The sequence below is a fragment of the Haemophilus paraphrohaemolyticus genome, from assembly GCF_002015045.1.
In the GTDB taxonomy this organism is placed as follows: domain Bacteria; phylum Pseudomonadota; class Gammaproteobacteria; order Enterobacterales; family Pasteurellaceae; genus Haemophilus_A; species Haemophilus_A paraphrohaemolyticus.
This window is the reverse complement of sequence record NZ_MUXX01000002.1, coordinates 241,493-264,525: the sequence shown is the minus strand read 5'-3', so window position 1 is coordinate 264,525 and position 23,033 is coordinate 241,493. Positions and strand designations below refer to the sequence as shown.

The 23,033-nt window shown below is 40.9% G+C and carries 20 protein-coding genes; 11 read left to right on the top strand and 9 right to left on the bottom strand.

Going from position 1 to position 23,033, the window contains the following annotated elements; genetic code table 11:
• Positions 1 to 22: 22 nt before the first annotated feature.
• From uppS to B0184_RS01560, 10 genes are all read left to right on the top strand, one after another.
• Positions 23 to 739 carry a polyprenyl diphosphate synthase gene (gene uppS, locus B0184_RS01605; protein WP_005710306.1) on the top strand — a complete coding sequence of 239 codons (717 nt, stop codon included), beginning with the start codon at positions 23 to 25 and terminating at the stop codon, positions 737 to 739.
• Positions 740 to 764: 25 nt separating this feature from the next.
• Positions 765 to 1,634 (top strand): phosphatidate cytidylyltransferase, encoded by an 870-nt coding sequence (locus tag B0184_RS01600; RefSeq protein WP_005710274.1) that lies wholly within the window; start codon positions 765 to 767, stop codon positions 1,632 to 1,634.
• A 12-nt stretch (positions 1,635 to 1,646) separates the two neighbouring features.
• Positions 1,647 to 2,978 carry an RIP metalloprotease RseP gene (rseP, locus tag B0184_RS01595; RefSeq protein WP_005710249.1) on the top strand — a complete coding sequence of 444 codons (1,332 nt, stop codon included), beginning with the start codon at positions 1,647 to 1,649 and terminating at the stop codon, positions 2,976 to 2,978.
• Positions 2,979 to 3,031: 53 nt separating this feature from the next.
• Positions 3,032 to 5,443 (top strand): outer membrane protein assembly factor BamA, encoded by a 2,412-nt coding sequence (gene bamA, locus B0184_RS01590; RefSeq protein WP_005710257.1) that lies wholly within the window; start codon positions 3,032 to 3,034, stop codon positions 5,441 to 5,443.
• A gap of 75 nt (positions 5,444 to 5,518) precedes the next feature.
• Positions 5,519 to 6,301, top strand: coding sequence for an OmpH/Skp family outer membrane protein (locus tag B0184_RS01585; RefSeq protein WP_005710304.1), 783 nt, complete (start codon positions 5,519 to 5,521; stop codon positions 6,299 to 6,301).
• On the top strand, positions 6,301 to 7,326 hold the full coding sequence (lpxD, locus tag B0184_RS01580) for a UDP-3-O-(3-hydroxymyristoyl)glucosamine N-acyltransferase (protein WP_005710246.1): 1,026 nt from the start codon (positions 6,301 to 6,303) through the stop codon (positions 7,324 to 7,326). Before B0184_RS01585 ends, lpxD begins: the two co-directional genes overlap by 1 nt.
• A 37-nt stretch (positions 7,327 to 7,363) precedes the next feature.
• Complete coding sequence (gene fabZ / locus B0184_RS01575) at positions 7,364 to 7,828, top strand: 3-hydroxyacyl-ACP dehydratase FabZ (RefSeq protein WP_005710285.1); 465 nt, start codon at positions 7,364 to 7,366, stop codon at positions 7,826 to 7,828.
• Between the two features lie 25 nt (positions 7,829 to 7,853).
• Positions 7,854 to 8,648 carry an acyl-ACP--UDP-N-acetylglucosamine O-acyltransferase gene (gene lpxA, locus B0184_RS01570; protein ID WP_005710320.1) on the top strand — a complete coding sequence of 265 codons (795 nt, stop codon included), beginning with the start codon at positions 7,854 to 7,856 and terminating at the stop codon, positions 8,646 to 8,648.
• Between the two features lie 72 nt (positions 8,649 to 8,720).
• Entirely contained in the window at positions 8,721 to 10,076 is a 1,356-nt protein-coding gene (locus B0184_RS01565) for a sodium-dependent transporter (protein ID WP_005710260.1), read from the top strand.
• Between the two features lie 126 nt (positions 10,077 to 10,202).
• Complete coding sequence (locus tag B0184_RS01560) at positions 10,203 to 12,050, top strand: ABC transporter ATP-binding protein (RefSeq protein ID WP_005710279.1); 1,848 nt, start codon at positions 10,203 to 10,205, stop codon at positions 12,048 to 12,050.
• Between the two features lie 83 nt (positions 12,051 to 12,133).
• Here the strand turns inward: B0184_RS01560 and luxS are convergent, their stop codons facing one another.
• From luxS to rsxA, 9 genes are all read right to left on the bottom strand, one after another.
• Positions 12,134 to 12,643: an S-ribosylhomocysteine lyase gene (gene luxS, locus B0184_RS01555; RefSeq protein WP_005710197.1), complete on the bottom strand. Its 510-nt coding sequence runs from the start codon at positions 12,641 to 12,643 to the stop codon at positions 12,134 to 12,136.
• A 25-nt stretch (positions 12,644 to 12,668) separates the two neighbouring features.
• Positions 12,669 to 15,338, bottom strand: a complete 2,670-nt coding sequence (locus B0184_RS01550) for an MlaD family protein (protein WP_005710148.1) — start codon at positions 15,336 to 15,338, stop codon at positions 12,669 to 12,671.
• Between the two features lie 15 nt (positions 15,339 to 15,353).
• Complete coding sequence (gene lpxM / locus B0184_RS01545) at positions 15,354 to 16,310, bottom strand: lauroyl-Kdo(2)-lipid IV(A) myristoyltransferase (protein WP_005710336.1); 957 nt, start codon at positions 16,308 to 16,310, stop codon at positions 15,354 to 15,356.
• Positions 16,310 to 16,999: an electron transport complex subunit E gene (locus B0184_RS01540; RefSeq protein ID WP_005710307.1), complete on the bottom strand. Its 690-nt coding sequence runs from the start codon at positions 16,997 to 16,999 to the stop codon at positions 16,310 to 16,312. The genes lpxM and B0184_RS01540 overlap by 1 nt, the downstream gene beginning before the upstream one ends.
• Positions 16,999 to 17,631 carry an electron transport complex subunit RsxG gene (rsxG, locus tag B0184_RS01535; protein ID WP_005710161.1) on the bottom strand — a complete coding sequence of 211 codons (633 nt, stop codon included), beginning with the start codon at positions 17,629 to 17,631 and terminating at the stop codon, positions 16,999 to 17,001. Before rsxG ends, B0184_RS01540 begins: the two co-directional genes overlap by 1 nt.
• Positions 17,631 to 18,644 carry an electron transport complex subunit RsxD gene (rsxD, locus tag B0184_RS01530; RefSeq protein WP_404810735.1) on the bottom strand — a complete coding sequence of 338 codons (1,014 nt, stop codon included), beginning with the start codon at positions 18,642 to 18,644 and terminating at the stop codon, positions 17,631 to 17,633. Before rsxD ends, rsxG begins: the two co-directional genes overlap by 1 nt.
• A gap of 86 nt (positions 18,645 to 18,730) precedes the next feature.
• A complete protein-coding gene (gene rsxC / locus B0184_RS01525) occupies positions 18,731 to 20,977 on the bottom strand; it encodes an electron transport complex subunit RsxC (protein WP_005710247.1) in 2,247 nt (748 codons plus the stop codon).
• Complete coding sequence (rsxB, locus tag B0184_RS01520) at positions 20,970 to 21,581, bottom strand: electron transport complex subunit RsxB (RefSeq protein ID WP_005710192.1); 612 nt, start codon at positions 21,579 to 21,581, stop codon at positions 20,970 to 20,972. The genes rsxC and rsxB overlap by 8 nt, the downstream gene beginning before the upstream one ends.
• Positions 21,581 to 22,162, bottom strand: a complete 582-nt coding sequence (gene rsxA, locus B0184_RS01515; protein ID WP_039851691.1) for an electron transport complex subunit RsxA — start codon at positions 22,160 to 22,162, stop codon at positions 21,581 to 21,583. Before rsxA ends, rsxB begins: the two co-directional genes overlap by 1 nt.
• 363 nt (positions 22,163 to 22,525) lie before the next feature.
• Between rsxA and nrdG the strand changes: the two genes are divergently transcribed.
• A complete protein-coding gene (nrdG, locus tag B0184_RS01510) occupies positions 22,526 to 22,990 on the top strand; it encodes an anaerobic ribonucleoside-triphosphate reductase activating protein (RefSeq protein WP_005710174.1) in 465 nt (154 codons plus the stop codon).
• Positions 22,991 to 23,033 lie beyond the last annotated feature (43 nt).

Below are 23,033 nucleotides of genomic sequence, written 5' to 3'. Positions count from 1 at the left end.
ATTATGGGTAAATATAGAAATGATGGCGAGTTTTGATCCTCAAAATATGCCTCAGCACGTTGCGATTATTATGGATGGCAATGGGCGTTGGGCAAAACAACAAGGCAAATTGCGGGTGTTTGGTCACCAAAATGGGGTGAAAGCGGTGCGATCTGCGGTAAGTTTTGCAGCAAAATATGGGATCAAGGTTTTGACGCTCTATGCATTTAGCAGTGAGAATTGGAGTCGTCCTGAAACGGAAGTTTCTGCATTGATGACGCTATTTATGACGGCGCTTAATTCTGAAGTAAAAAAGCTCTATAAAAATAATATTCAGCTAAAAGTAATTGGCGATACATCTCGTTTTAGTGAAAGTTTACAGAAGAAAATTAGAGAATCAGAAGAGTTAACTTCTCAAAATACAGGCTTGATTTTAAATGTTGCAGCGAATTATGGTGGCTATTGGGATATTACTCAAGCTGCTCAAAAAATGGCAGTTAAAGTCAAATTAGGTGAATTGGTGGTTGATCAAATTACGCCTGAGCTGTTTGAAAAAGCCTTAGTTACCGAAGAACAACCACAAGTCGATTTGCTGATTCGCACTAGCGGTGAACAACGGATTAGTAACTTCTTACTCTGGCAAATTGCGTATGCAGAACTCTTTTTTACGCCTGTTTTGTGGCCGGATTTTGATGATAATGTCTTTGGCGAAGCGATTATCGCTTATCAGAAACGCACTCGCCGTTTTGGTGGTTGCTAAAAAAGAATAAGAAAGGAATAAAAAAATGCTAAAAGAACGTGTACTTTCTGCGATTGTTATGATTATTGTGGCGTTAGCTGCGATTTTCTGGTTGCCTCCATTGGCATTTACGATTGCCCTTTCGGCATTAGTGGTGCTTGGTATGTGGGAATGGGCACAATTTGCAGGTTTTAAAAGCCAAATGTCGCGTGTGGTTGTGGCGGGGGCGACAACTTGTATTCTCTTGTTGTTGATTGTGGCGAATACAGACTATATTAGTGCTGCTCGCTTTATTACCGATGCAAATGCGATTGTATTATTTATTGCTTGTGCTTGGTGGGTTATTGCTTTTGGATTAGTCGTTACCTATCCAAATTCTGCCAAGCTATGGGAAAAATCAGTTGTAGCGAAACTCTTATTTGCACTTTGCACGCTTTTCCCATTCCTTATTGGATTATTAGCGATTCGCTTTAATAACTATAGTGTAAATGCTTATCAAGGTACTTATTTATTACTTTATGTATTCTTGCTCGTTTGGGGCGCGGATTCAGGTGCTTATTTCTTTGGTCGTGCTTTGGGTAAATATAAATTGGCGCCAAGAGTGTCACCAGGTAAATCTTGGGAAGGGGCATTAGGTGGCTTATTTACTTCGGGTGTGATTGCATTTGTGTTCTTGCAGGCAACGCCGAACGATGTTTTTGGACGTACTTTAGAAACGATGCCGTTTATTGCTTTATCTGTTGCAACAGTAGCAATTTCTGTGTTGGGTGATTTAGCTGAAAGTATGTTTAAACGCCAAGCGGGTATTAAAGATAGCAGTAATCTAATTCCAGGACACGGTGGTATTTTAGATCGTGTTGATAGCTTAACGGCAGCGATTCCGTTCTTTGCTACGATGTTTTTCTTTGTGCTTTAATTTAGGTAAAGAATGAGCTCCATTATTTCATTTTTTATTTTAATTTGTGTACTCGTGTTTGTGCACGAGTATGGGCATTTCTGGGCCGCTCGTTACTGTGGTGTTAAAGTCATTCGTTTTTCAATTGGCTTTGGCAAGGTGCTTTTTCGTAAAAAAGATAAACACGGCACAGAATTTGCGTTTTCGCTCATTCCGCTTGGTGGTTATGTGCAGATGTGGAATGGTGAGCCTGAAGTCAATGAGCAGAAAATTGACGCACCGATTTCGCAATCTTTATCAAAAAAATCACCGCTTCAACGTGCCTTTATTATCAGTGCTGGGCCTATTGCTAATTTTATTTTTGCGGTTATTACTTATTGGACCGTTTTTATTAGTGGGATTCCAACGCTTAAGCCCGTTGTTGGGCAAGTAATCCCCAATTCAATAGCAGCTCAAGCAAATTTACCCGTTGAATTTGAGATCAAACAGGTAGCGGGGAAAACGGTTTTAGATTGGGAAGAAGTAACACTTGCGTTAATTGGTAATCTAGGGGCTGAACGTGTAGAAGTTTCAGGTTCAAATATTGATGGAGATTATCCGCAATATTTCTATCTCAATTTAACGGATTGGAAAGTTGATGGTACAAAAGAAAGCCCGCTAACCAGCTTAGGAATAAGTCCTAAAAATGCGGTGATTAAACCTGAGATTGCTCAAGTTTTACCTCATTCACCTGCCGAAAAAGCAGGGTTGAAAGCGCAGGATAAAATTTTAACGGTAAATCATCAACCATTTGATTGGCAAAATTTAGTTAAAACAGTACAAACAGGGCAGCCAATTACGCTTGAAATCGAAACTTCAAACCAACAAAAACAAGCGGTTGAAATGACGCCTGAAAAACAAAAAGATCGTTATGTCATTGGTATTACACCAACTTATGAAGGCATTGGTGAGAAATATCATACGGTGCTAGAGTATGATATGCTCACCGCAATCGGCAAAAGTGTAGATAAGGTTGGATCTCTTATCCATAGTATTTTCCTGTTTATTGGGAATTTAATCACTGGCGAGTTGTCTTTGAACAATATGAGCGGCCCGATTTCGATGGCGAAAGGTGCTGCTGCTACTGCTGAAATAGGCTGGGTATATTATCTCAGTTTTATGGCGTTAATTAGCGTGAATTTAGGTGTGATGAACCTTTTTCCAATTCTGCCTTTAGATGGAGGGCAACTGCTTTTATTAGCTGTGGAAGCGATAAAACGAAAACCTGTTTCAGAGGAATTTCAGTTACGTTTTCAACAGCTTGGAATGCTCTTTGTATTATCGCTGATGGTATTTGCGTTCATCAATGATGTTATTCATTTTTAAACAAGCGGTGTAAATCGCTGACTCTTTTACAAAACTTTCATAGGATAATTTCAATGAAAAAATTATTGCTTTCTTCTCTTTTAATTGCCAATGGTGTGATGGCTGCACCATTTGTAGTAAAAGATATTCGTGTTGATGGCGTACAGCCTGAAAGAGGCGAAGCGATTATTTCCGCTTTACCTGTTCGTGTCGGTCAAACAGCAACAGATGCTGATGTGGCGAATGTTGTAAGAAGTCTTTTCATTCAAAATCGTTACCAAGATGTGCGTGCAGCACGTGAAGGCAATACGTTAGTCATTAAAGTAGCAGAGCGTCCTTTAATCAATACTGTAGATATTGAGGGTAATGGTGCCATTCCTAAAGATGCATTAGAGCAAAATTTAAAAGCAAATTTAATTGCGAAAGGTGAAGTTTTTGATGCACAAAAATTAGAAGCTTTTAAGCAAAGTTTGATTGAACATTATCACTCTATTGGTCGTTATACTGCAACCATTGATACGATTACTACCCGAGCAGAAAATGGCGGAATTAATGTTAAGTTAGATATTAAAGAAGGAGATGTGGCATACGTAAAACACATCAATTTCGAAGGTAATCACGCATTTAACTCAAAAGAATTAACTAAGCAGTTAGATATTCAGCCTGATGTTTCTTGGTTTAATATTTTTGCAAGTAGCAAGTTTGAATCTCAAGCATACGCAAAAGATTTAGACACAATCCGTGATTTCTATATGAACCGCGGTTATGCAAAATTTGCTTTAACTGGTACGGATGTGAAATTTACTGATGATAAAAAAGAAGTGGATTTAACCTATCAGGTATCAGAAGGCGAACAGTATAAAGTAAGCGATGTGCGTATTATTGGTAACACCGCCAATTTAGGTAACCAACTCAACGCACTGTTAAAAGATTACCAAACGGGCGATCTTTTCCGCAAAGATGACTTATTGAAAATTGAAGAAGCGATCAAACAAAAATTAGGTGAGAATGGTTTTGGCTCAGCACAAGTCGATCTCTATCCGAAATTTGATGAAGATGCGAAAACTGTTCAAGTCAATTTTGTTGTTGAAGCTGGTCCGCGTGTATATGTACGTAAAATTCGCTTTGAAGGCAATAATGTTACCGCTGATTCAACATTGCGTCGTGAAATGCGTCAGCAAGAAGCTGCTTGGTTATCCACTACTGCGGCATCGCTTGGTAAATCACGTTTAGAAAGAACAGGTTTCTATGAAAGCGTTGATATGCAAATGCCTGCTGTTCCGAAGACGACCGACCAAGTTGATTTAGTGTATGCGATTAAAGAGCGTAATACTGGTAGCATCAACTTTGGTATTGGTTACGGTACAGAAAGTGGTATCAGTTACCAAGCAGGTATCAAGCAAGATAACTTCTTAGGAATGGGCTCAACGATTAGCTTAAATGGTACGCGTAACGATTATGGTACAAGTGTTGCTTTAGGCTATACCGAACCATACTTCACAAAAGATGGGGTAAGTTTAGGTGGTAACGTTTTCTTCGAAGATTATGATAACTCAAAAAATGACAATGTCTCTTCGTATAAACGTCGCAGTTATGGGGCGAATGTAAACTTGGGTTTCCCTGTAAATGAATATAACTCATTCTATACGGGGTTGGGTTATACACACGATAGTTTAAGTAATGTACAGCGTGAGTTTACGCGTGAAAAATATGTTCGCTCAATGAACTTCCCATTAGTGGGCAATGATCCAAGCCGTTACGGTAAAATGAAAGCGGACGATTTCGATTTCTCATTTGGTTGGAATTACAACAGCTTAAACCGTGGTTATTTCCCAACAGAAGGAGCAAGTGCAAGTATTGGTGGTAAAGTAACCGTTCCTGGTTCAGACAATAAATACTATCGTTTGAATGCAGATTTTTCGAAATATATTCCATTAAACCGCGAGCATAAATGGGTGCTTTCAACTCGTGCAAGTTTAGGTTATACCAATGGTTTTGGTGGTAAAGAAGTGCCGTTCTATCAACTGTACACCGCAGGTGGTATTGGTACAATTCGTGGTTTTGCGTATGGTGCGGTAGGTCCTAAAGCTATTTATACTAATAATAGTGGTCTTTTCGTTTCTCCAAGCAATGACGTTATTGGTGGTAATGCTATTGCATCTGCAAGTATTGAATTGATTACTCCAACCCCATTTATTGCTGATAAATTCCAGCATAATGTTCGGACTTCATTATTCGTAGATATGGCAACAGTTTGGAACACTAAATGGAAACAAAATGAAACTGTACCTAGAACAAATATCACATTAAAAGATCTTGGCGTTCAAGATGCTAAAGACTGGAAAAAATATCGTGCTTCAGCAGGTATTGCCTTCCAATGGATGTCTCCAATTGGTCCACTCTCATTCTCATATGCAAAACCAATCAAAAAATATGAGAATGATGAAATTGAGCAATTCCAATTTAACATAGGTAGCACATTCTAATTCTTACAAGCGGTTGATTTAGTAAAATAATTTGCAAATTTGACCGCTTTCATTCGTTTAAATTAAGGACAAAAAATGAAAAAATTATTTAAAATCAGTGCATTAAGTGCTTTACTTGCTACTTCAGCTGTAGTAAGTGCAGCAGATACCATCGGTTTTGTTGATCCTGGTTATGTGATGCAGAACCATCCAGTTCTCCTTGATGCTTCAATTAAATTTGAAAACTTTATGAAAGAAAATCAGGCTAAATTTGCTGATGAAGATAAAAAATTAGCAGAAGAAAATAAAAAGCTAACGGCTGAGCGTAATGCATTAAATATTGATGCAAAAAATCTTCAAAAAGAACAAGCAACCGTTGAAGCAACATTGAAAAAAGAGGTTGCCCAATTAGAGAAAGATGCACCGCGTTTACGTGCTAAAGAGATCCAAGCTCGACAAGCAAAAATTGAAGGCAAAGCGAAAGCTTTTGAAAACAAAGTGGCTGCAATTCAAAAACGTGAACAAGAGTTTGCGAAAAAAGCAGAAGATTTCCAAAAACGTGCCGATGCTTTCCAACAAAAAATTGAAGATGCAAATAAAAATAGTGGTGGTTTAAATCCTCAAGAAGCACAAAAAACTGCGATTGATGAAGTGAATGCAACTATTAAAGAAGTGGCTAAAGCGAAAGGCTATACCTTAATTCTTCAACCACAAATTGCACTTTATGCGGAAGATGAAAGTAAAGATATCACTGAAGCTGTGTTAGATGCAATTAAAGCAAAACATCCAGAAATTAAATTGCCTGAACAAAAAGTAGACGCACCTAAAGCAGATGCAACAAAAACTGAGCAAGCTAAACCTGAAGAAGCGAAAAAATAATGGCTACTTTCCGTTTAATTGAATTAGCGGAGCATATCGGTGGTACTGTTAGAGGTAACACCGATTTGCCTATTCAAAGTATTGCTGCTTTAGACAAGGCAAATGGCTCGCAAATTACCTTTATTTCTAATGCAAAATATCGCGAAAATTTAACCGCTTGCCAAGCGGGAGCGATTATTGTGAACGAAGACGATGTTCAGTTTTGTCGAGAAGATCAAAATATTGTGATTGTTGCTAACCCTTATTTGGCTTACGCCTTACTCGCTCAATATATGGACAGCACACCCAAAGCAGCTTCTAATATTCATCCAAGTGCGGTGATTTCGCCTGAAGCAAAATTAGGGCTGAATGTATCGGTTGGTGCGAATGCGGTCATTGAGGCTGGCGTAGAGCTTGGGGATGATGTGGTTATCGGAGCCGGTTGCTTTGTTGGTAAAAATAGCCAGATTGGTAAGGGCACACAGCTTTGGGCAAATGTTTCTGTTTATCATCAAGTTAAAATTGGTGAGCATTGCTTAATTCAGTCTTCAGCTGTGATTGGCTCAGATGGTTTCGGTTATGCCAATGATAAAGGGCAATGGATTAAGATCCCGCAAACAGGTGGTGTCATTATTGGTAACCGAGTGGAAATTGGGGCTTGCACTTGTATTGACCGTGGTGCCCTTGATCCGACTGTGATTGAAGATAATGTGATTATCGATAATCTTTGCCAAATTGCTCATAATGTTCACATTGGTTATGGTACAGCGGTTGCAGGTGGCGTTATTATGGCGGGAAGCTTAAAAGTAGGACGTTTCTGCCAAATTGGTGGGGCAAGCGTGTTAAATGGTCATATGGAAATTTGTGATGGAGCAATTATTACAGGTATGAGTATGATTATGAAGCCAATTACCGAGAAAGGTATTTATTCTTCGGGGATTCCTGCTCAAACAAATAAACAATGGCGTAAAACGGCAGCTTTAACAATGAATATTGATAAAATCAATGAGCGTGTGAAAGCATTAGAAAAAAAACTAGCTGAATAAACTGAATTTAATCAAATTGATAGAGGTCTTTTAAATAATGACAATTGAAATTCAAGAAAATAGAGAACCAAAGGTAATTGAAGTCACGGAAATTATGGATATGCTACCGCATCGCTATCCATTCCTTTTAGTCGATCGTGTAACAGATTATGAAGAAGGTAAATGGTTAAGAGCAGTAAAAAATGTGAGTGTTAATGAGCCTTGCTTTACAGGTCATTTCCCACAAAAACCGATTTTCCCTGGCGTATTAATTTTAGAGGCAATGGCTCAAGCAACGGGTATTTTGGCGGTGGCGAGCTATGGTAAAATGAAAGAGGGCGAGCTTTATTATTTTGCTGCAATTGATAATGCACGCTTTAAACGCCCTGTTGTGCCAGGTGATCAGCTAGTTTTAGAAGTGGAATTTCTAACAGAAAAACGTGGTATTACCAAATTTACAGGTAAGGCCTATGTAGATGGCAAATTGGCTTGTGAAGCAGACTTAATGTGTGCAAGAAAATAACCCAAATTAGGAAGGGGAGTTTATTATGCGTTTAATTGATTCAACTGCAAAAATCAGCCCATTAGCGATTGTAGAAGAAGGTGCCCAAATTGGTGCTCACGTTGAAATTGGACCATTTTCAGTTATCGGTAAAGATGTCAAAATAGGAGCGAGAACCAAAATTCATTCGCACGTGGTGATCAACGGCATTACTGAGATTGGTGAAGATAACCATATTTTCCAATTCGCGAGTATTGGTGAAATTAACCAAGATTTAAAATATCAAGGCGAGCCGACTAAAACGATCATCGGTGATCGTAACCGTATCCGCGAAAGCGTGACTATTCACCGTGGTACTGTGCAAGGTGGTGGTGTAACGCGTGTTGGAAACGATAATTTATTTATGATTAACTGCCACATTGCTCACGATTGTAGCATTGGTAATCGTTGTATCATTGCAAATAACGGCACGCTTGCAGGGCACGTGACGTTAGATGATTTTGTAATTGTAGGTGGGATGTCTGCGATTCACCAATTTGCTGTGATCGGTTCGCATGTGATGCTTGGCGGTGGTTCAATGGTTAGCCAAGATGTACCTCCTTATGTGATGGCACAAGGTAACCACGCTCGCCCATTCGGTATTAACTTTGAAGGCTTAAAACGTCGCGGTTTTGATAAACCAGCAATGCACGCGATTCGAGCTGCTTATAAGTTAATTTACACATCAAGCAAAACGGTAGAAGAAATTTTACCAGAATTAGAAGAAATGGCGTTAAAAGAGCCTGTGGTTGCGGTTTATCTTGATTTCTTCAAGCGCTCAACACGTGGTATTATTCGTTAATTTTTAGTGTGTTTATCCAGGTTTACCCTGTTTCCGAACAGGGTAAATTTGTTTTAGGAGATTTTATTTTTTATGTCTAATCAAGAAGAACGACAGTCTTGGTCGAGCCGATTAGCTTATGTGATGACCGTTGCAGGCGCAACTGTCGGCTTCGGTGCAACGTGGCGTTTTCCCTATTTAGTCGGTGAAAATGGTGGTGGTGCTTATGTTTTCTTATTTTGTGTTGCAATGATTGTGATCGGTATTCCGATGATCTTAGTTGAGAACGTCATTGGTCGCCGAATGAAAGTGAATGCAATTGATGCGTTTAGCGGTCATGCAAATGGTAAAAAAATTGCCGTAGGTTGGAAAGTTTTAGGTTACACTAGTTTGCTTGGGGCTTTCGGGATTCTTGCCTATTATATGGTGCTTGGTGGCTGGGTGCTTGAATATATCGGCAGTCTTTTAACAGGCAAACTAGATTTTTCTCAGCCACTTAATGTGGAATACACAGCATCTTTTTTAAAAGAGAATATCCACGATAATCTGTGGGGCATTATTGCCTACACGCTTCTTTTCGTTATCGTAAACTACTTCATTTTGGTCAAAGGGATCGTTGATGGTATTGAACGTTCCGTTAAATATTTAATGCCAATTCTTTTTGTCTTCTTGCTTGTGATGGTAATTCGTAACGTTACCTTACCTGGCGCAATGGAAGGGATTTCATTCTACTTAATGCCAGATTTCTCTAAAATTACGCCACAACTTTTCGTGTTTGTATTAGGACAAGTGTTCTTTGCATTAAGCCTTGGTTTCGGTGTGTTAATCACGCTTTCAAGCTACTTAGACAAAAATGAAAACCTAGTAAAAACTGCAACCATTACTGGCATTATGAACACCATTATTGCGGTACTTGCAGGATTTATGATCTTCCCATCGCTCTTTAGTTTTGGTGTTCCACCTGATTCAGGTCCAACACTCGTCTTCCAAAGCTTACCTATCGTATTCTCAAATATGTGGGGCGGAACGATTTTTGCGATCATCTTTTTTGGCTTATTAGTGGTTGCTGCATTAACGACATCATTAACAATTTATGAAGTGATTATTACCGCTTTACAAGAAAAAACGAAAATAGGGCGCAAAAAAGCAATTGCTGTGACATTATGTGTTATTTTCATTTTAGGAAATATTCCTTCTGTATTAGGCGATAATCTTTGGAAAGATACAACCATTATAGGCAAAAGCATTTTTGATGCTTTCGACTACATCAGCGGTAATATTCTCTTTATTTTAACCGCATTAGGTAGTGCTATTTTCGTTGGTTTTGTTTTAAAAGATGAAGCCAAAGAAGAATTAGGCGCTGGTAGGACATTTACAAATCTTTGGTTTAATTACGTAAGATTTGTGATTCCAGTCATTATCCTGGTGATTTTCTTTAATTCGCTTTAAAGAAAATAGTGGCGAAATTTTAAGCTTTTTTAGTCAGCTTAAAAAAGTATAATATTTTTCATCATTTTCATAGACGCATCATGGTGCGTCTTTGTTTTATCTTAAACCTTCTATCTTAGGGAATTCATGTTCAATAAATTATTCACTTGGTTCGAAAATCGAATCGAAACCTATCCAAACGAACAGCCTAAAACCCCAAAATCAGGTTTGTTTCCTTTCATTTATGATGCGACAAAAGGAATGCGATTTTACCTGATTTTGCTTACTATTTTGGTGGCAAGCGTGGGGATTATTGAGGCGGTTCTGTTTCAATTTATGGGCGAATTGGTCGATTGGGTCAATCGCTTCAGCCCGTCTGAACTTTGGACAGAGAAAAGCGGTTCAATTATCACCATGTTTTGCATCGCAATCTTAGGCGTATTGTTTGTCTTTTTATCAAGCAGTATTCGCTTCCAAAGTTTGCAAGGTGTATTCCCTATGCGTTTGCGTTGGAATTTCCACCGCTTGATGCTTGGGCAAAGTATGGGCTTCTATCAAGACGAATTTGCTGGGCGAGTTTCTGCAAAAGTGATGCAAACCGCGCTTGCTGTGCGTGATGTGGTGATGACCTGTGCGGATATGCTGGTTTATGTTGCCGTTTACCTTGCGACGTCAAGTGTGATCTTGTTGCAATTTGATGGATGGTTGTTTTTACCCTTTATTCTATGGATAATTTCGCTTGGTTTAACCATCAAAATTTTCGTACCTAAATTAGCTCTTGCTGCTCAAGAGCAGTCAGATGCACGAAGCCTAATGACAGGACGAATTACCGATGCTTATTCCAACATCACCACAGTAAAACTTTTCTCACATGGCAATCGTGAATCGGCGTATGCGAAAGAGTCGATGGAAGAATTTATGGTTACGGTGCATAAACAGATGCGTTTGGTGACTGTGATTGAAACACTCACTAATTTCACTAGCATCAGTTTAATCGTTTCTACGGCAGGTATTGGCTTGTGGCTTTGGTCGCAAGATCTTGTGAGTGCGGGGGCAATTGCAACTTCAACTGCCCTTGCGTTACGCATTAAAGGCTTGTCGCAATGGATTATGTGGGAATTTGCCCGCTTGTTTGAAAATCTCGGCACAGTGCAAGATGGTATGGGAACGCTTTCTAAACCACATAGCGTTGTAGATAAAGCCGATGCAAAACCGCTTGCCGTAACTAAAGGTGAAATTAAATTTGAGCATGTTGATTTTGCTTACGATCCGCGTAAACCATTGCTCAAAAAATTTGATCTAACGATTAAACCAGGTGAAAAAGTCGGTTTAGTTGGGCGCAGTGGAGCAGGAAAATCAACGCTGACGAACTTATTGCTCCGTTTCTACGATATTCAAAACGGCTCAATTACGATTGATGGTCAGAACGTTCGCGACATCACACAAGAAAGTTTGCGTTCACAAATTGGTTTGGTGACTCAAGATACTTCGTTGTTACACCGTTCCGTGCGTGAAAACTTGATGTATGGCAAACCGAGTGCCACGGAAGAAGAGATGCTGAAAGCCGTTGAACAAGCGGCAGCTAGCGAGTTTATCCCGAACTTACAAGATGCCAAAGGCAGAACGGGCTTTGATGCTCATGTAGGCGAACGTGGCGTGAAACTCTCAGGCGGACAACGCCAGCGCATTGCGATTGCACGCGTAATGCTGAAAGATGCCCCAATTCTATTGTTAGATGAGGCAACTAGTGCTTTAGATTCTGAGGTAGAAGTGGCAATTCAAGAGAACCTAACGCACTTAATGGAAGGCAAAACTGTGGTGGCAATTGCTCACCGTTTATCAACCATTATGGCGATGGATCGCTTGATTGTATTAGACAAAGGCGAAATCGTCGAACAAGGTTCACACGAAGAATTACTTGCTCAAGGTGGCGTTTACGCCAAACTTTGGGCACACCAAAGCGGTGGTTTTTTAGTGGATGATGATGTGCATTAGATGAAGTTTTAAATAATACAAGCGGTAAAATTTGATAAGAATTTTACCGCTTAATATTTTACTTACTATATAAATTTAGATTCTTACAGATTTAACAACTTCTCATCCAACGCTAAATCTTCGTTGCGATTTATGCCAATCCCTTTTGCTAACACATCACGAGCAATTTGGTGAGCTTCTTCTAAAGAGTGCTCTTTGTATGAACCACATTGGTATTCGTTTAGTTCTGGAATTTTTGATACATCTGGCACTTTGTTTAACGCATCTTCCATTGAAGCTGTCCACGCTTTTACCACATCTTGTTTGCTTGGTGCACCAATTAACGACATATAAAACCCAGTGCGGCAACCCATTGGCGAAATATCAATAATTTCTACGTTTTCGCTATTTAAGTGATCGCGCATAAAGCCTGCGAAAAGGTGTTCCATGGTATGAATACCACGCACAGGCAGAATATCAATATTTGGGCGGCAGAAGCGTAAGTCAAACACGGTAATGGTATCACCTTTTGGCGTTGTCATTGTTTTTGCAACGCGAACTGCTGGAGCATTCATTCTAGTATGGTCTACTTTAAAGCTATCTAATAAAGGCATAATTTTCTCCTAATAATAAATCTTTCTATTCCGCAATTCCTTGATCCCATTCTGGGGCTTCTTGCGGAATTTTACGTTGTAATAAGAAATGGCGGTTTGGTTTCGCCTGTGGTTGCACTACTCTGCCTGATGGGGTTGAGAATGCGATACCACCGTTTAACAATTGCGACATTGTTCCCGAATTCATACTCACGCCTTGTAAGCTAATATCCATCGTGTAACCTGAAGCTGCCCAGAATTCGGTGTTATTACGCACCAAATTCTGATATTTATGTTCAATCGCTAAGTGAATAAAGACCCGATCGCCTAGCTCACTTAAGCTCATTTTTTTGACAATACCTACCTGCATTCCGCGGTAGAAAACGGGTGCTTCAACTTGAATACCTTGCGCATCGCTGGTTTCCACAATTACAGGGAAACCACTGTCGTAAGTGGTTTTGAGGGTATCCGTGTCCTCAAGAGAAAACTGAGTTTCAGTCTTACCGCTCCCCGCTTCCACGTTAATATAGTTTTGCAATGCAGCATCAATGTTTTTCACACCCGAAGTAGAAATTTCAGGCGAGATCACATTAAATTTGCTGCCTGCTTTAGTAAGCAATGGATAATATTGCCCTTCGACATAAGCGGTCGCTTTTATCTGTTTTCTTGCATTTTGCAATTCAAGTTTTTCGACCTTACCCACGGTCAACCCCATATATTTGATGTCCATTCCTTCTGATAGCTTGGAAGCATCTTTAGCAATTAACGTGAGGTAAGTATTACCCGAAAGGGCTTTATCTTTGCTTGCAAAAAGGGTTTTGCTGCCACTGCCCGATTGATTATCAAAGCTAATCGCCCCTTTAAGCGTTCGTATAATTGGTGCAGCTTGAATATTTACCCCTTTAAGCGACACATCAGCAGAGACAGCAGGTTCAACCCAATAACGGCTTTTATCGCTTATTAAGTGGCGATAAGCAGGCTCAATAAAGAGTTCAACTTCAAACTGTTTTTGAGTTGGGCTCACTTTCAGCACTTCCCCAACTTGGAAGTCACGATAAAGCACTACAGAACCTTGGCTTATGCCAGAAAGCTCTTTTGCAGAAAGTGTCAGCGTCGCTCGTTTTTCACTAGATGCTACACCAAGCTCAGCGTGATCGGTGTCTTTGTAAAGCGGGTATTCACTTTTTGCCTCACCCGTTGGCTTATCTGAAATTAAACGCACACCACCTTTCACCCAATCACTTGGCGAGCCTGCTTTAATGCGTAAACCATCTAGCCCGATATTGACATCTAAGTTAGAAATCGCCACAAATTTACTATTTTGCCCAACCAAATGACGATACGGAGGATAAATCACCCCTTGGAACTCAACGTTATTCAATGTGAGTTTTCGTTTTAAAATTTCGCCAATTTGTACATCGTTGTAATAAATGCCTTGCCCTTCATCTACGCCATAAGATTCTGACGCTTGGAACGCCAATGCCAGCATATTTGGTAAATGAAGTAAGAAATCTTCCTCTTTTTCAACCGTAAATTGCGTTTTTGCCTCGCCTGAACCGCTTAGTACATCAAAGTAATCACCGCGGAATAGCTCGCCAATTTTGCTGATTTGCTCTTTATTTAGGCTGAATTTTGGCTCTCTGAGTAAAATTTTCGTATCAGTTTTAAACAAATGTACATAATTGGGATCAATTAACAACACGCCTTTGAGCATACCTTTTTTCTGCTCAGGCTGTAATTGTTCAAAAATGCTGTCATTCTCAACGGGAATATCTAAATCGGTTAATACGCCCACTTGCACGTTTTTATGGAATACGCCCGTTTCTTGTAGTTTTAACCCTTCATCCATCGGTACTAAAATTTGAATATCGACACCGCGTTTTGCTGATTTATAATCTGGATAAAGTGCATAGCTTTGCCCTTGTTCAGCGGGTTCATCATTATCTGGGGAATCAAACGCAACACCGCCCATCACCACAGAAGCCAAGCTATCCATTGAGAGATCAACGCCCGACATTCCCGCTTTTACGTTCACGCCGCTGATGTTCCAGAAGCGACTATTTTTCTTCACTAAGCCGACATCTTTTTTATTGATTAAAATATCAATCTCGACCTTTTTACGATCTGCACTAAAACGGTAGTCGGCTACTTGCCCTACGGGCGCTTTGCGGAAATAGACTTGTGAGCCTGTTGTCAGTGAACCGAGATCATCCGATACTAACTTAATCAACAATGCACCATCAGTGGCAATTGCTACAGGTGGTTCATCTTGAGCGATAAACTCATCTTCGCTTTTTGCATTGGGATCATCGCTAGGTTTTAGCGTAATGTAGTTGCCTGAAACAAGGGTATCTAACCCCGAAACACCCGCAAGTGAAGCGGTCGGTTTTACTACCCAAAATTGCGTTCCCTCTTTTAGTACAGAACGAGCTTCTGGGTTAATTTCTGCTTCCACTTCCACACGTTTAAGGTTATCTACAAAATAGACTTTTTTGACCACACCAATCTGCAAGCCTTGATAACGAATTGCCGTTTTACCCGCCGTAATACCATCCCCTTCGTTAAAACGAATGGTGATCATCTGCCCACGTTCTTGCAAAATTTGGAAAAATAATAAACAACCAATCGCAAATGCCACAATCGGCAAAAGCCAGAAAGGGGAAATTCGGCGAGGTTGTCTAATCTTAGCGGGTTGAACATCTAATTTTTCGCTCATTCAATCTCTCACTCTTTATTCTTTTTTATAAATATCTTGCCCATCACGACGCGTTTTTAATAAACGCAAAATCCAGACATATTGCTCTGGCGATTTAGTCACAAAATATTCAATCACTTTGTTCATTTCACGGGCAGATTGTTCAGGTGTGCCCGAAAATTCCAACGGCGGTAGAATTTCCATTTGATACACGCCTTTCTTTGCTTGATAGGTGGCAAACATTGGAATAACCACCGCATTTGCGACACGAGCCATTTTGTTTAACCCAGGCAAAGTAGCTTTTTCCGTTGCAAAGAAATCGACATAAACACTTAATTCCTTACCAAAATCTTCATCTGGCAAGAAATAGCCCATATTCCCTTTTTTGACATCTGCTAAAAATGGCTTAATCCCATTTTGACGTGTGTGCATTCGTCCGCCAAAACGCTCACGGGTTGCGTTCCAGAGCCAATCGACTAATGCATTTCTGTGTGGATTATACATTGAAACCATCGGCATTCCGTATGTATGCAGAATAATCCCAGATGCATCAATTGCCCAAGTGTGTGGCACAAGCAGAATAATATTTTTGCCTTCCGCTTTAGCTTGATAAATGTGCTCAAGCCCGATAAATTCACTCCGTTTTTGCAGATGTTTCACTGAACGCACTGCAATTTCACCAATGCCCAACATTGTTTGAGCTACGGTAATAAACATTTCTTCAATCGTTTTTAACCGCTTGTCTTCACTCCAATTGGGAAAGCAATAACGTAAGTTAATATCTGAACGACGGAATTGTTTGTTGCCCTTTTTTTTCAAATAGCGGCAAGCCACTTTGCCAATAAAAACAGCTAGCTTATCTCGTAATTGATAAGGCACAAACGCTAATATGAGCAACACTAGCACACCGAGCCATATGTTCCAGTACTTTGGTAGTAAAAATTGCCACAAAAATTTATGCGTGTAGCCTTTCTGTTCTGTAATTTCAGTCATTATTTTTTATCAATCAAGTTTTTAATGGCTAACATTACCCCTAAACCTATAAAGGCACCAGGGGGTAAAATGGCTAATAATAAACCAGAATCTAAGTGTAACACATCTAGGCGTAATGATTTCGCCCAATCGCCTAATAATAAGTCTAAACCATCAAAAAGTGTACCTTGTCCAAGTAATTCACGCAATGCCCCCAACACAACAAGGCTTAATGTTGCCCCTAAACCCATCGCAAAGCCATCAAAGGCAGATTGTGCCACATTGTTCTTTGAAGCGTAAGCCTCTGCTCGTCCGATCACAATACAGTTGGTCACAATCAGTGGAATAAAAATCCCTAGTGATTGATAAACCGAATAAGCAAATGCATTCATTAATAATTGCACTGCGGTTACTACGGTGGCGATAATCATCACATAAATCGGAATACGAATATCATTAGGGATTACCTTACGAAATAGAGAGATCGTAGTATTTGTGGCAATCAATACAAACATTGTTGCTAAGCCAAGCCCTAATGCATTCATCACGCTATTAGATACCGCCAAAAGTGGACAAAGTCCAAGCAGTTGCACCAACGCGCTATTATTTTTCCAAACGCCATCCATAAATAGCGTTTTCCACACGCTTTGCGTTGGCGTTGCTTCCGTTTCAATTTGAGTGACTGGAATTTGCTGTTCTTGACAATTCATTATTTGCACTCCTCTAATTTCTCGACAAGCTCTGGATATTGCACCAACTGAGTAATCACCCATTTCGCATTTTCACGCACATTATTGACTACCGCACGTGGCGTAATGGTTGCGCCTGTAAATTGGTCAAACTGCCCACCATCTTTTTTTACCGCCCAACTACTTTCGTTTTCAAGTGAAAAAAGCTTACCTGCGAAAGATAAAATCCAATCTGAAATGCGGGTTTCGATTTTATCGCCTAGCCCTGGTGTTTCGGCATGTTGCAAGGTTCTCACACCTAACACCGTACCATTCGGCTCGATCCCCATTAACAGCACAATATTGCCTGAATAACCATCTGGTGCTGTGCCTTGCAGTGCGTAAGCGGTCGTTTTATCCGCTTTTTTTGCAATATAGATGCGGTTTAAATGCGGTGCTTCAGGTAAATTTGCCACTTTACAGGTTGCGAGCAAATCATTATCGAAATGATTCTGTGGGACAACCTCGTGTAATAAAGCTCGTTGCTGATTAGCCGTTACTTCATCAATTCTCCCTTTAGTAAGCAGATAAACGCCCGTTGAAACTGCGGTGCAAAGCAACGCAATAAGCCCAAGCAAAAGGGCGTATTTTAAGGTAATTTTTGAGGTATTCATTATTTTCTCGTCCCGTACAATCTTGGTTGCGTATAGTGGTCAATCAGCGGTACGCAAATATTGGCTAGCAACACTGAGAATGCCACCGCATCGGGGTAATTTCCATAATAACGAATCAGGTAAACCAACAAGCCAATTAAGCCACCGAAAATTAGTTTTCCACGTGGTGTAATGGAGGCGGAAACGGGATCAGTCGCAATAAAGAACGCCCCAAACATCATCGCCCCACTAAAAAGATGTTGCCACGTTTCCCACAATGCACTGCTCGAATCGGCAAAAGCGAGTTGTTTCACTGTGTTGTCCGTGTAGCTACACAACACAAACACCGTCAACATCGCTACTGGAATTTGCCAGTGAATGATACGTTTCGCAATCAGGAAAATCCCACCAATCAAAAACGCCAAATTGATTTGAAACCAGCCGTTGAAGCCCAATTTATCGCTGATATTTTGTGCAAGTTCTGGTGCAATAAAACCTTGTGCCTTCATCGCTAATTTCGCACTATCAAGCGGTGTTGCTTGAGTAATACCGTCCACGCTATCAACTAATTGGCGTAAACTAAAACCATCGCTCGTAACACCTGTAAAAACCAAATGAAAGGCGTCGTTCATTGTTGGCGGCTCGCTTAATAGCTGGCTTGGTACACTCCATGAGGTCATTTGCACAGGGAACGAAATCAGCAACAAGGCATACGCTACCATTGCAGGATTAAACAAATTCTGTCCTAACCCACCGTAAATATGTTTTGCCAGCAGTAAAGCAACAATCACCCCGATCATCACGATCCAATAAGGGGAATAAGGCGGAATAGACATTGCTAAAATCAGTGCGGTTAAAATGCCAGAGAGATCCGCCAAATAGAAAGCAGTCGGTTTTTGGCGAAGTTTTGCCACAGTAAGTTCAATAACCACAGCAAAGCTAACTGCAATGATAACCTGCACCAACACGCCAACGCCGAAGTAATAGCATTGCACAACAAGGGCGGGCAACATAGCAACCATCACCCATAACATAAATTTGGCGGTTAAATTGCTCCCGTGTGTATGTGGGGAGCTGACCATTTTAAACATTGATGCTTCCTTTTCTTTCCATTATTCGGTTATTGTTCACTCTGTTGTTGAGCTGCTTTTTTTGCTTTTGCACGAGCAATCGCTGCAGCCACAGCTGCTTTGCGCGGGTCGAGTTCTTCCATTGGTTTTGCAACCTCTTCGATTTTTTCGACCGCTTGATGTGCCTCTTTCTTCGCTTTCGCACGAGCAATCGCCACAGCGATAGCGGCTTTGCGAGGATCAAGCTCTTCAGTAGGTTTTGCAACCTCTTCGGATTTTTCGACCGCTTGCTGTGCCTCTTTCTTCGCTTTTGCACGAGCAAGTGCTGCGGCAACAGCAGCTTTACGCAGATCAAGCTCTTCAGTAGGTTTTGTAGCTTCTTCCATTTTTTCAACCGCTTGTAATTGTTGCTGAGCCTCTTTTTTCGCTTTAGCACGGGCAAGTGCAGCAGCGACGGCGGTTTTACGTGGATCTGCTTCAGACTGATTTGAATCTGGCTTGCTTTCTTGTTTTGGCTGTTCAGCTATGTGTCCCGCTTTTTTCGCTCTAGCGCGGGCTAGTGCCGCAGCGACAGCTGCTTTTTTTGCATCTAGGTTCTCAGATGGATTTGTAGTTTCTTCAACTTTTTCAACCGCTTGTGTAGTCTCTGCCTGTTTAGCTAAGCGGCGAGCTTTGCGTTGTGCCATCAAATCGCTGTTATCAGGTTCGCCATTGGCTTTTACATGAACTTCGGCTGTAGGCTCCGCTTTTTTTGCTTTAATACGAGCTAGCGCGGCTGCCACAGGATCTTCACCCTGATTCTGAGCAATCTCTTCACGGCGTTTTTCAGCCGCTTGATTAATTCGAGCCGTGCGTGCCTCTTTCTCTTTTTGCAAGCGAGCTTCACGGGCTTCAAAACGCTCTTTTGCCTCTTCCGATTTCTTCGTTTTCTCTTCAATTTCCGCAATTTTGGCTTTTTCTTGACGGAAATATTGAATAAGTGGAATGTAACTTGGGCAGACGTAAGCACAGATGCCACATTCAATACAAGCCTCTAAGTGGTATTCGTTAGATTTTTCGTGATCTTCTGAACGGGCAAACCAGTAAAGCTGCTGTGGTAATAAACCAACGGGGCAAGCATCCGAACAACTTGAGCAACGAATGCAGCTGCGTTCAGGTTCTGGTGGTGCATATTCAAAATGATCTGGAGCGATAATACAGTTCGCTGTTTTGGTGATAGGTGATTGTAGCGAAGGCAAAATAAAGCCTGTCATCGGTCCGCCTAAAAAGACAGGGAAACGTGCATCCGCTTGGTAATCCACCTGTTCGAGTAAGTGAATAATCGGCGTGCCAAGTCTCGCCCACACGTTGCCTTTATTACGGATTTTATCACCTGTAAGCGTGACCACGCGTTCGATTAACGGCTCATCATCAATGATGGCACGTTTTACTGCATAGACTGTGCCGATATTGTGCATCACAATACCCATTTCAATCGTGCGTTTGCCTTGCGGAATTTCTAAGCCTGTAAGCACTTGCACCAGCTGATCACTTGCACCAGAGGGATATTTAGTCGGAATTTCACGCACAAACATATCGTTTGCACCTTTCAATGCTTTTTTAACCGCTTTGATTGCGTTTGGCTTGTTATCCTCAATCGCAATCACGACCTCTTCAGGGCGAAGCACATAACGCAAAATACGAATCCCTTCTATCAACTCATTCGCTCGCTCTTGCATCAAGCGATCATCGCAGGTAATGTAAGGTTCACACTCTGCTCCATTGATAATCAACAGTTTACAGCGTTTATCCGCAAGGCTAAGTTTAGATGCTGTTGGAAACACCGCTCCACCTAATCCAGCAATACCGTATCGGTAAACTTTTTCGATAATTTCACCGCTTGTCATCTGCAAGAAATCGTCAATTGGCTTACGTTGAATCCACTCATCTTTTCCGTCAGTTTCAATCACTACGGTCATTTCTGGTAAACCAGAAGCGTGTGATGCCACGTGTGGGGCAATTGCTACAATTCTGCCTGAAGTTGAGGCGTGCACAGGCAATTGGCGGTAGTGATCGCCTTGCGTGAGGGCTTGCCCTTTAAAGACATAATCGCCCTCTTTGACGATCAAATCCCCTGCCCAGCCTGAATGTTGCACCACAGGTACATAAAAATATTTAGGTAAATTGAGCGTACGAATCGGCTTTTGGCTTGACTGTTTTTTGTTTTCAAGCGGGTGAATTCCACCTGGAAATTGCCAAAGTTTGCCTGTTTCTTTATTAAGGCGAATGCGAGTTAGCACTTCATTTGGATTATTCATCCGCTCCTCCGCCAATTACTTTTTTCTGTTGAATTTCGGTGGTGTTCACAATCGGAATGACCAAATTTGGATCAAACTGCCAGTTCCATTGGCGAGCTGTTTTTTTCGGTTTAATCATCTCAATACAGTTGGTTGGGCAAGGGGCAACACAGAGCTCACAGCCTGTACAGAAATCTGCAATAATAGTGTGCATCGCCTTGTTACTGCCCACAATCGCATCCACAGGGCAGGCTTGAATACATTTAGTGCAGCCAATGCAAAGATCTTCGTGAATAAACGCGACTTTGGTTTCGGGTTCTTCTACGCCATCCATAGTAGGCACATCAACGCCCAATAGATCAGCAATTTTGACCACTAAAGGCTGACCACCTGGCACACATTTGGTAATCGCATCGCCATTGGCAATGGCTTCGGCATAAGGTTTGCAACCTGGGTAGCCACATTGCCCACATTGGCTTTGCGGTAAAATCGCATCAATTTTCTCGACAATTGGGTCTTCTTCCACTTTCAATTTTACAGAGGAATAGCCCAAAATCGCCCCGAAAACGAGAGCGATCACCACGATAGCGATAATAATATAAGTCACAATTGAAAAGGCTAACATTAGATTTTTACCAACCCTGCAAAGCCCATAAAGGCAAGCGACATTAAGCCTGCGGTGACTAATGCGATAGAAGCTCCTTGGAACGGACGAGGTACATCCGCCGCTGCTAATCGTTCACGCAGTGCGGCAAAAAGCACTAATACCAGTGAAAAACCGAGTGCCGCACCAAAACCATAGAGCACCGATTGCACCAAGTTATTAGCAAGATTTACGTTCAACAACGCAACTCCTAATACAGCGCAGTTGGTCGTAATCAGTGGTAGGTAGATCCCAAGCAGACGATAAAGCACAGGGCTTGTTTTGTGGATAATCATCTCGGTTAATTGCACGATGACCGCGATAATCAAAATGAAAACGAACGTACGCAAAAATTGAGCTTGTAAAGGGATGAGAACGAAAGTTTCTGTTAAGTAAGCCGAAAGCGATGCCACCGTTAGTACGAACGTTGTTGCCAACCCCATACCGATCGCCGTTTCGACTTTTTTCGACACCCCCATAAACGGACAAAGCCCAAGAAATTTCACCAAGACAAAGTTGTTTATGAGTGCCGTGCCTATAATCAGAAGAAGATAATCCACCATTTCCCACACCCAAATTTCACATTCAATATTAAAAAATATACTTATTATCCCGTTTTTTGACAGCTTGAACAATAGAAAAAACGGGGTAATTTCAATGAATAAAATATTACCCTTAAAAAAAATAGAAAAAATTCAACCGCTTACCAAAACTGCAACATTTCTACCCATTTTTTAACGCAAATTAACGCAAAATTAACCTGAAAAATTTTCGGGGTTTATCTCTTTGATTTTCTTTAACTAAAAATTTTGCAACCCATTTTGTGCAAATTTTTCGGTTTTCTTTTTTGGGAGAAAATTGTAGCATATCTACATCCTGTGATTATTTATAGACAAACACACAATATATAGTGATCTAATTTTAAAATGGAAGAAATAAGATTTTGTAACCAACAAGTCGTTTGGCAAGAAGTGCCGAATGAAACCAGCCTCGCATTTTTCATTACTGGCTGCTCTTTAGGTTGTAAAGGCTGCCACAGTGTTGAGAGCTGGAAACGGGGAAGCGGTCAGATTTTGACGGAGATTTACCTTGCCGAACAGCTCAAAAAATATCAAGGCTTAATCAGTTGCGTGCTATTTATGGGTGGCGAATGGCTGCCTGAAAAACTCCTCTCATTGCTCAAAATCGCTCGTGAACAAGGGTTGGTAACCTGCCTTTATACAGGCTTAGAAAAAACAGAATTAGATCCACGATTATTACCTGAACTCACTTACCTCAAGACAGGACGTTGGATTGCTGAGCGGGGCGGATTAAATAGCCTCACTACCAACCAACGATTTGTCGATTTAAGAACGGGGGAGTGTTTAAATGGTTTGTTTGTTAAACGATAGAAATGTAGGGTGGGATTTATCCCACCATTAATATCAAAATCAT

Excerpts from the sequence above, each read along its gene's own strand:
- lpxM (WP_005710336.1), bottom strand. The coding sequence starts at position 16,310 with ATGACTGAAATTACAGAACAGAAAGGCTACACGCATAAATTTTTGTGG.
- B0184_RS01560 (WP_005710279.1), top strand. The coding sequence starts at position 10,203 with ATGTTCAATAAATTATTCACTTGGTTCGAAAATCGAATCGAAACCTAT.
- nrdG (WP_005710174.1), top strand. The coding sequence starts at position 22,526 with ATGGAAGAAATAAGATTTTGTAACCAACAAGTCGTTTGGCAAGAAGTG.
- rsxD (WP_404810735.1), bottom strand. The coding sequence starts at position 18,644 with ATGTTATGGGTGATGGTTGCTATGTTGCCCGCCCTTGTTGTGCAATGC.
- lpxA (WP_005710320.1), top strand. The coding sequence starts at position 7,854 with ATGCGTTTAATTGATTCAACTGCAAAAATCAGCCCATTAGCGATTGTA.
- uppS (WP_005710306.1), top strand. The coding sequence starts at position 23 with ATGGCGAGTTTTGATCCTCAAAATATGCCTCAGCACGTTGCGATTATT.
- B0184_RS01585 (WP_005710304.1), top strand. The coding sequence starts at position 5,519 with ATGAAAAAATTATTTAAAATCAGTGCATTAAGTGCTTTACTTGCTACT.
- rsxB (WP_005710192.1), bottom strand. The coding sequence starts at position 21,581 with ATGTTAGCCTTTTCAATTGTGACTTATATTATTATCGCTATCGTGGTG.
- rseP (WP_005710249.1), top strand. The coding sequence starts at position 1,647 with ATGAGCTCCATTATTTCATTTTTTATTTTAATTTGTGTACTCGTGTTT.
- B0184_RS01550 (WP_005710148.1), bottom strand. The coding sequence starts at position 15,338 with ATGAGCGAAAAATTAGATGTTCAACCCGCTAAGATTAGACAACCTCGC.
- rsxG (WP_005710161.1), bottom strand. The coding sequence starts at position 17,631 with ATGAATACCTCAAAAATTACCTTAAAATACGCCCTTTTGCTTGGGCTT.
- fabZ (WP_005710285.1), top strand. The coding sequence starts at position 7,364 with ATGACAATTGAAATTCAAGAAAATAGAGAACCAAAGGTAATTGAAGTC.
- B0184_RS01600 (WP_005710274.1), top strand. The coding sequence starts at position 765 with ATGCTAAAAGAACGTGTACTTTCTGCGATTGTTATGATTATTGTGGCG.
- luxS (WP_005710197.1), bottom strand. The coding sequence starts at position 12,643 with ATGCCTTTATTAGATAGCTTTAAAGTAGACCATACTAGAATGAATGCT.
- B0184_RS01565 (WP_005710260.1), top strand. The coding sequence starts at position 8,721 with ATGTCTAATCAAGAAGAACGACAGTCTTGGTCGAGCCGATTAGCTTAT.
- B0184_RS01540 (WP_005710307.1), bottom strand. The coding sequence starts at position 16,999 with ATGAATTGTCAAGAACAGCAAATTCCAGTCACTCAAATTGAAACGGAA.
- bamA (WP_005710257.1), top strand. The coding sequence starts at position 3,032 with ATGAAAAAATTATTGCTTTCTTCTCTTTTAATTGCCAATGGTGTGATG.
- rsxA (WP_039851691.1), bottom strand. The coding sequence starts at position 22,162 with ATGGTGGATTATCTTCTTCTGATTATAGGCACGGCACTCATAAACAAC.
- lpxD (WP_005710246.1), top strand. The coding sequence starts at position 6,301 with ATGGCTACTTTCCGTTTAATTGAATTAGCGGAGCATATCGGTGGTACT.
- rsxC (WP_005710247.1), bottom strand. The coding sequence starts at position 20,977 with ATGAATAATCCAAATGAAGTGCTAACTCGCATTCGCCTTAATAAAGAA.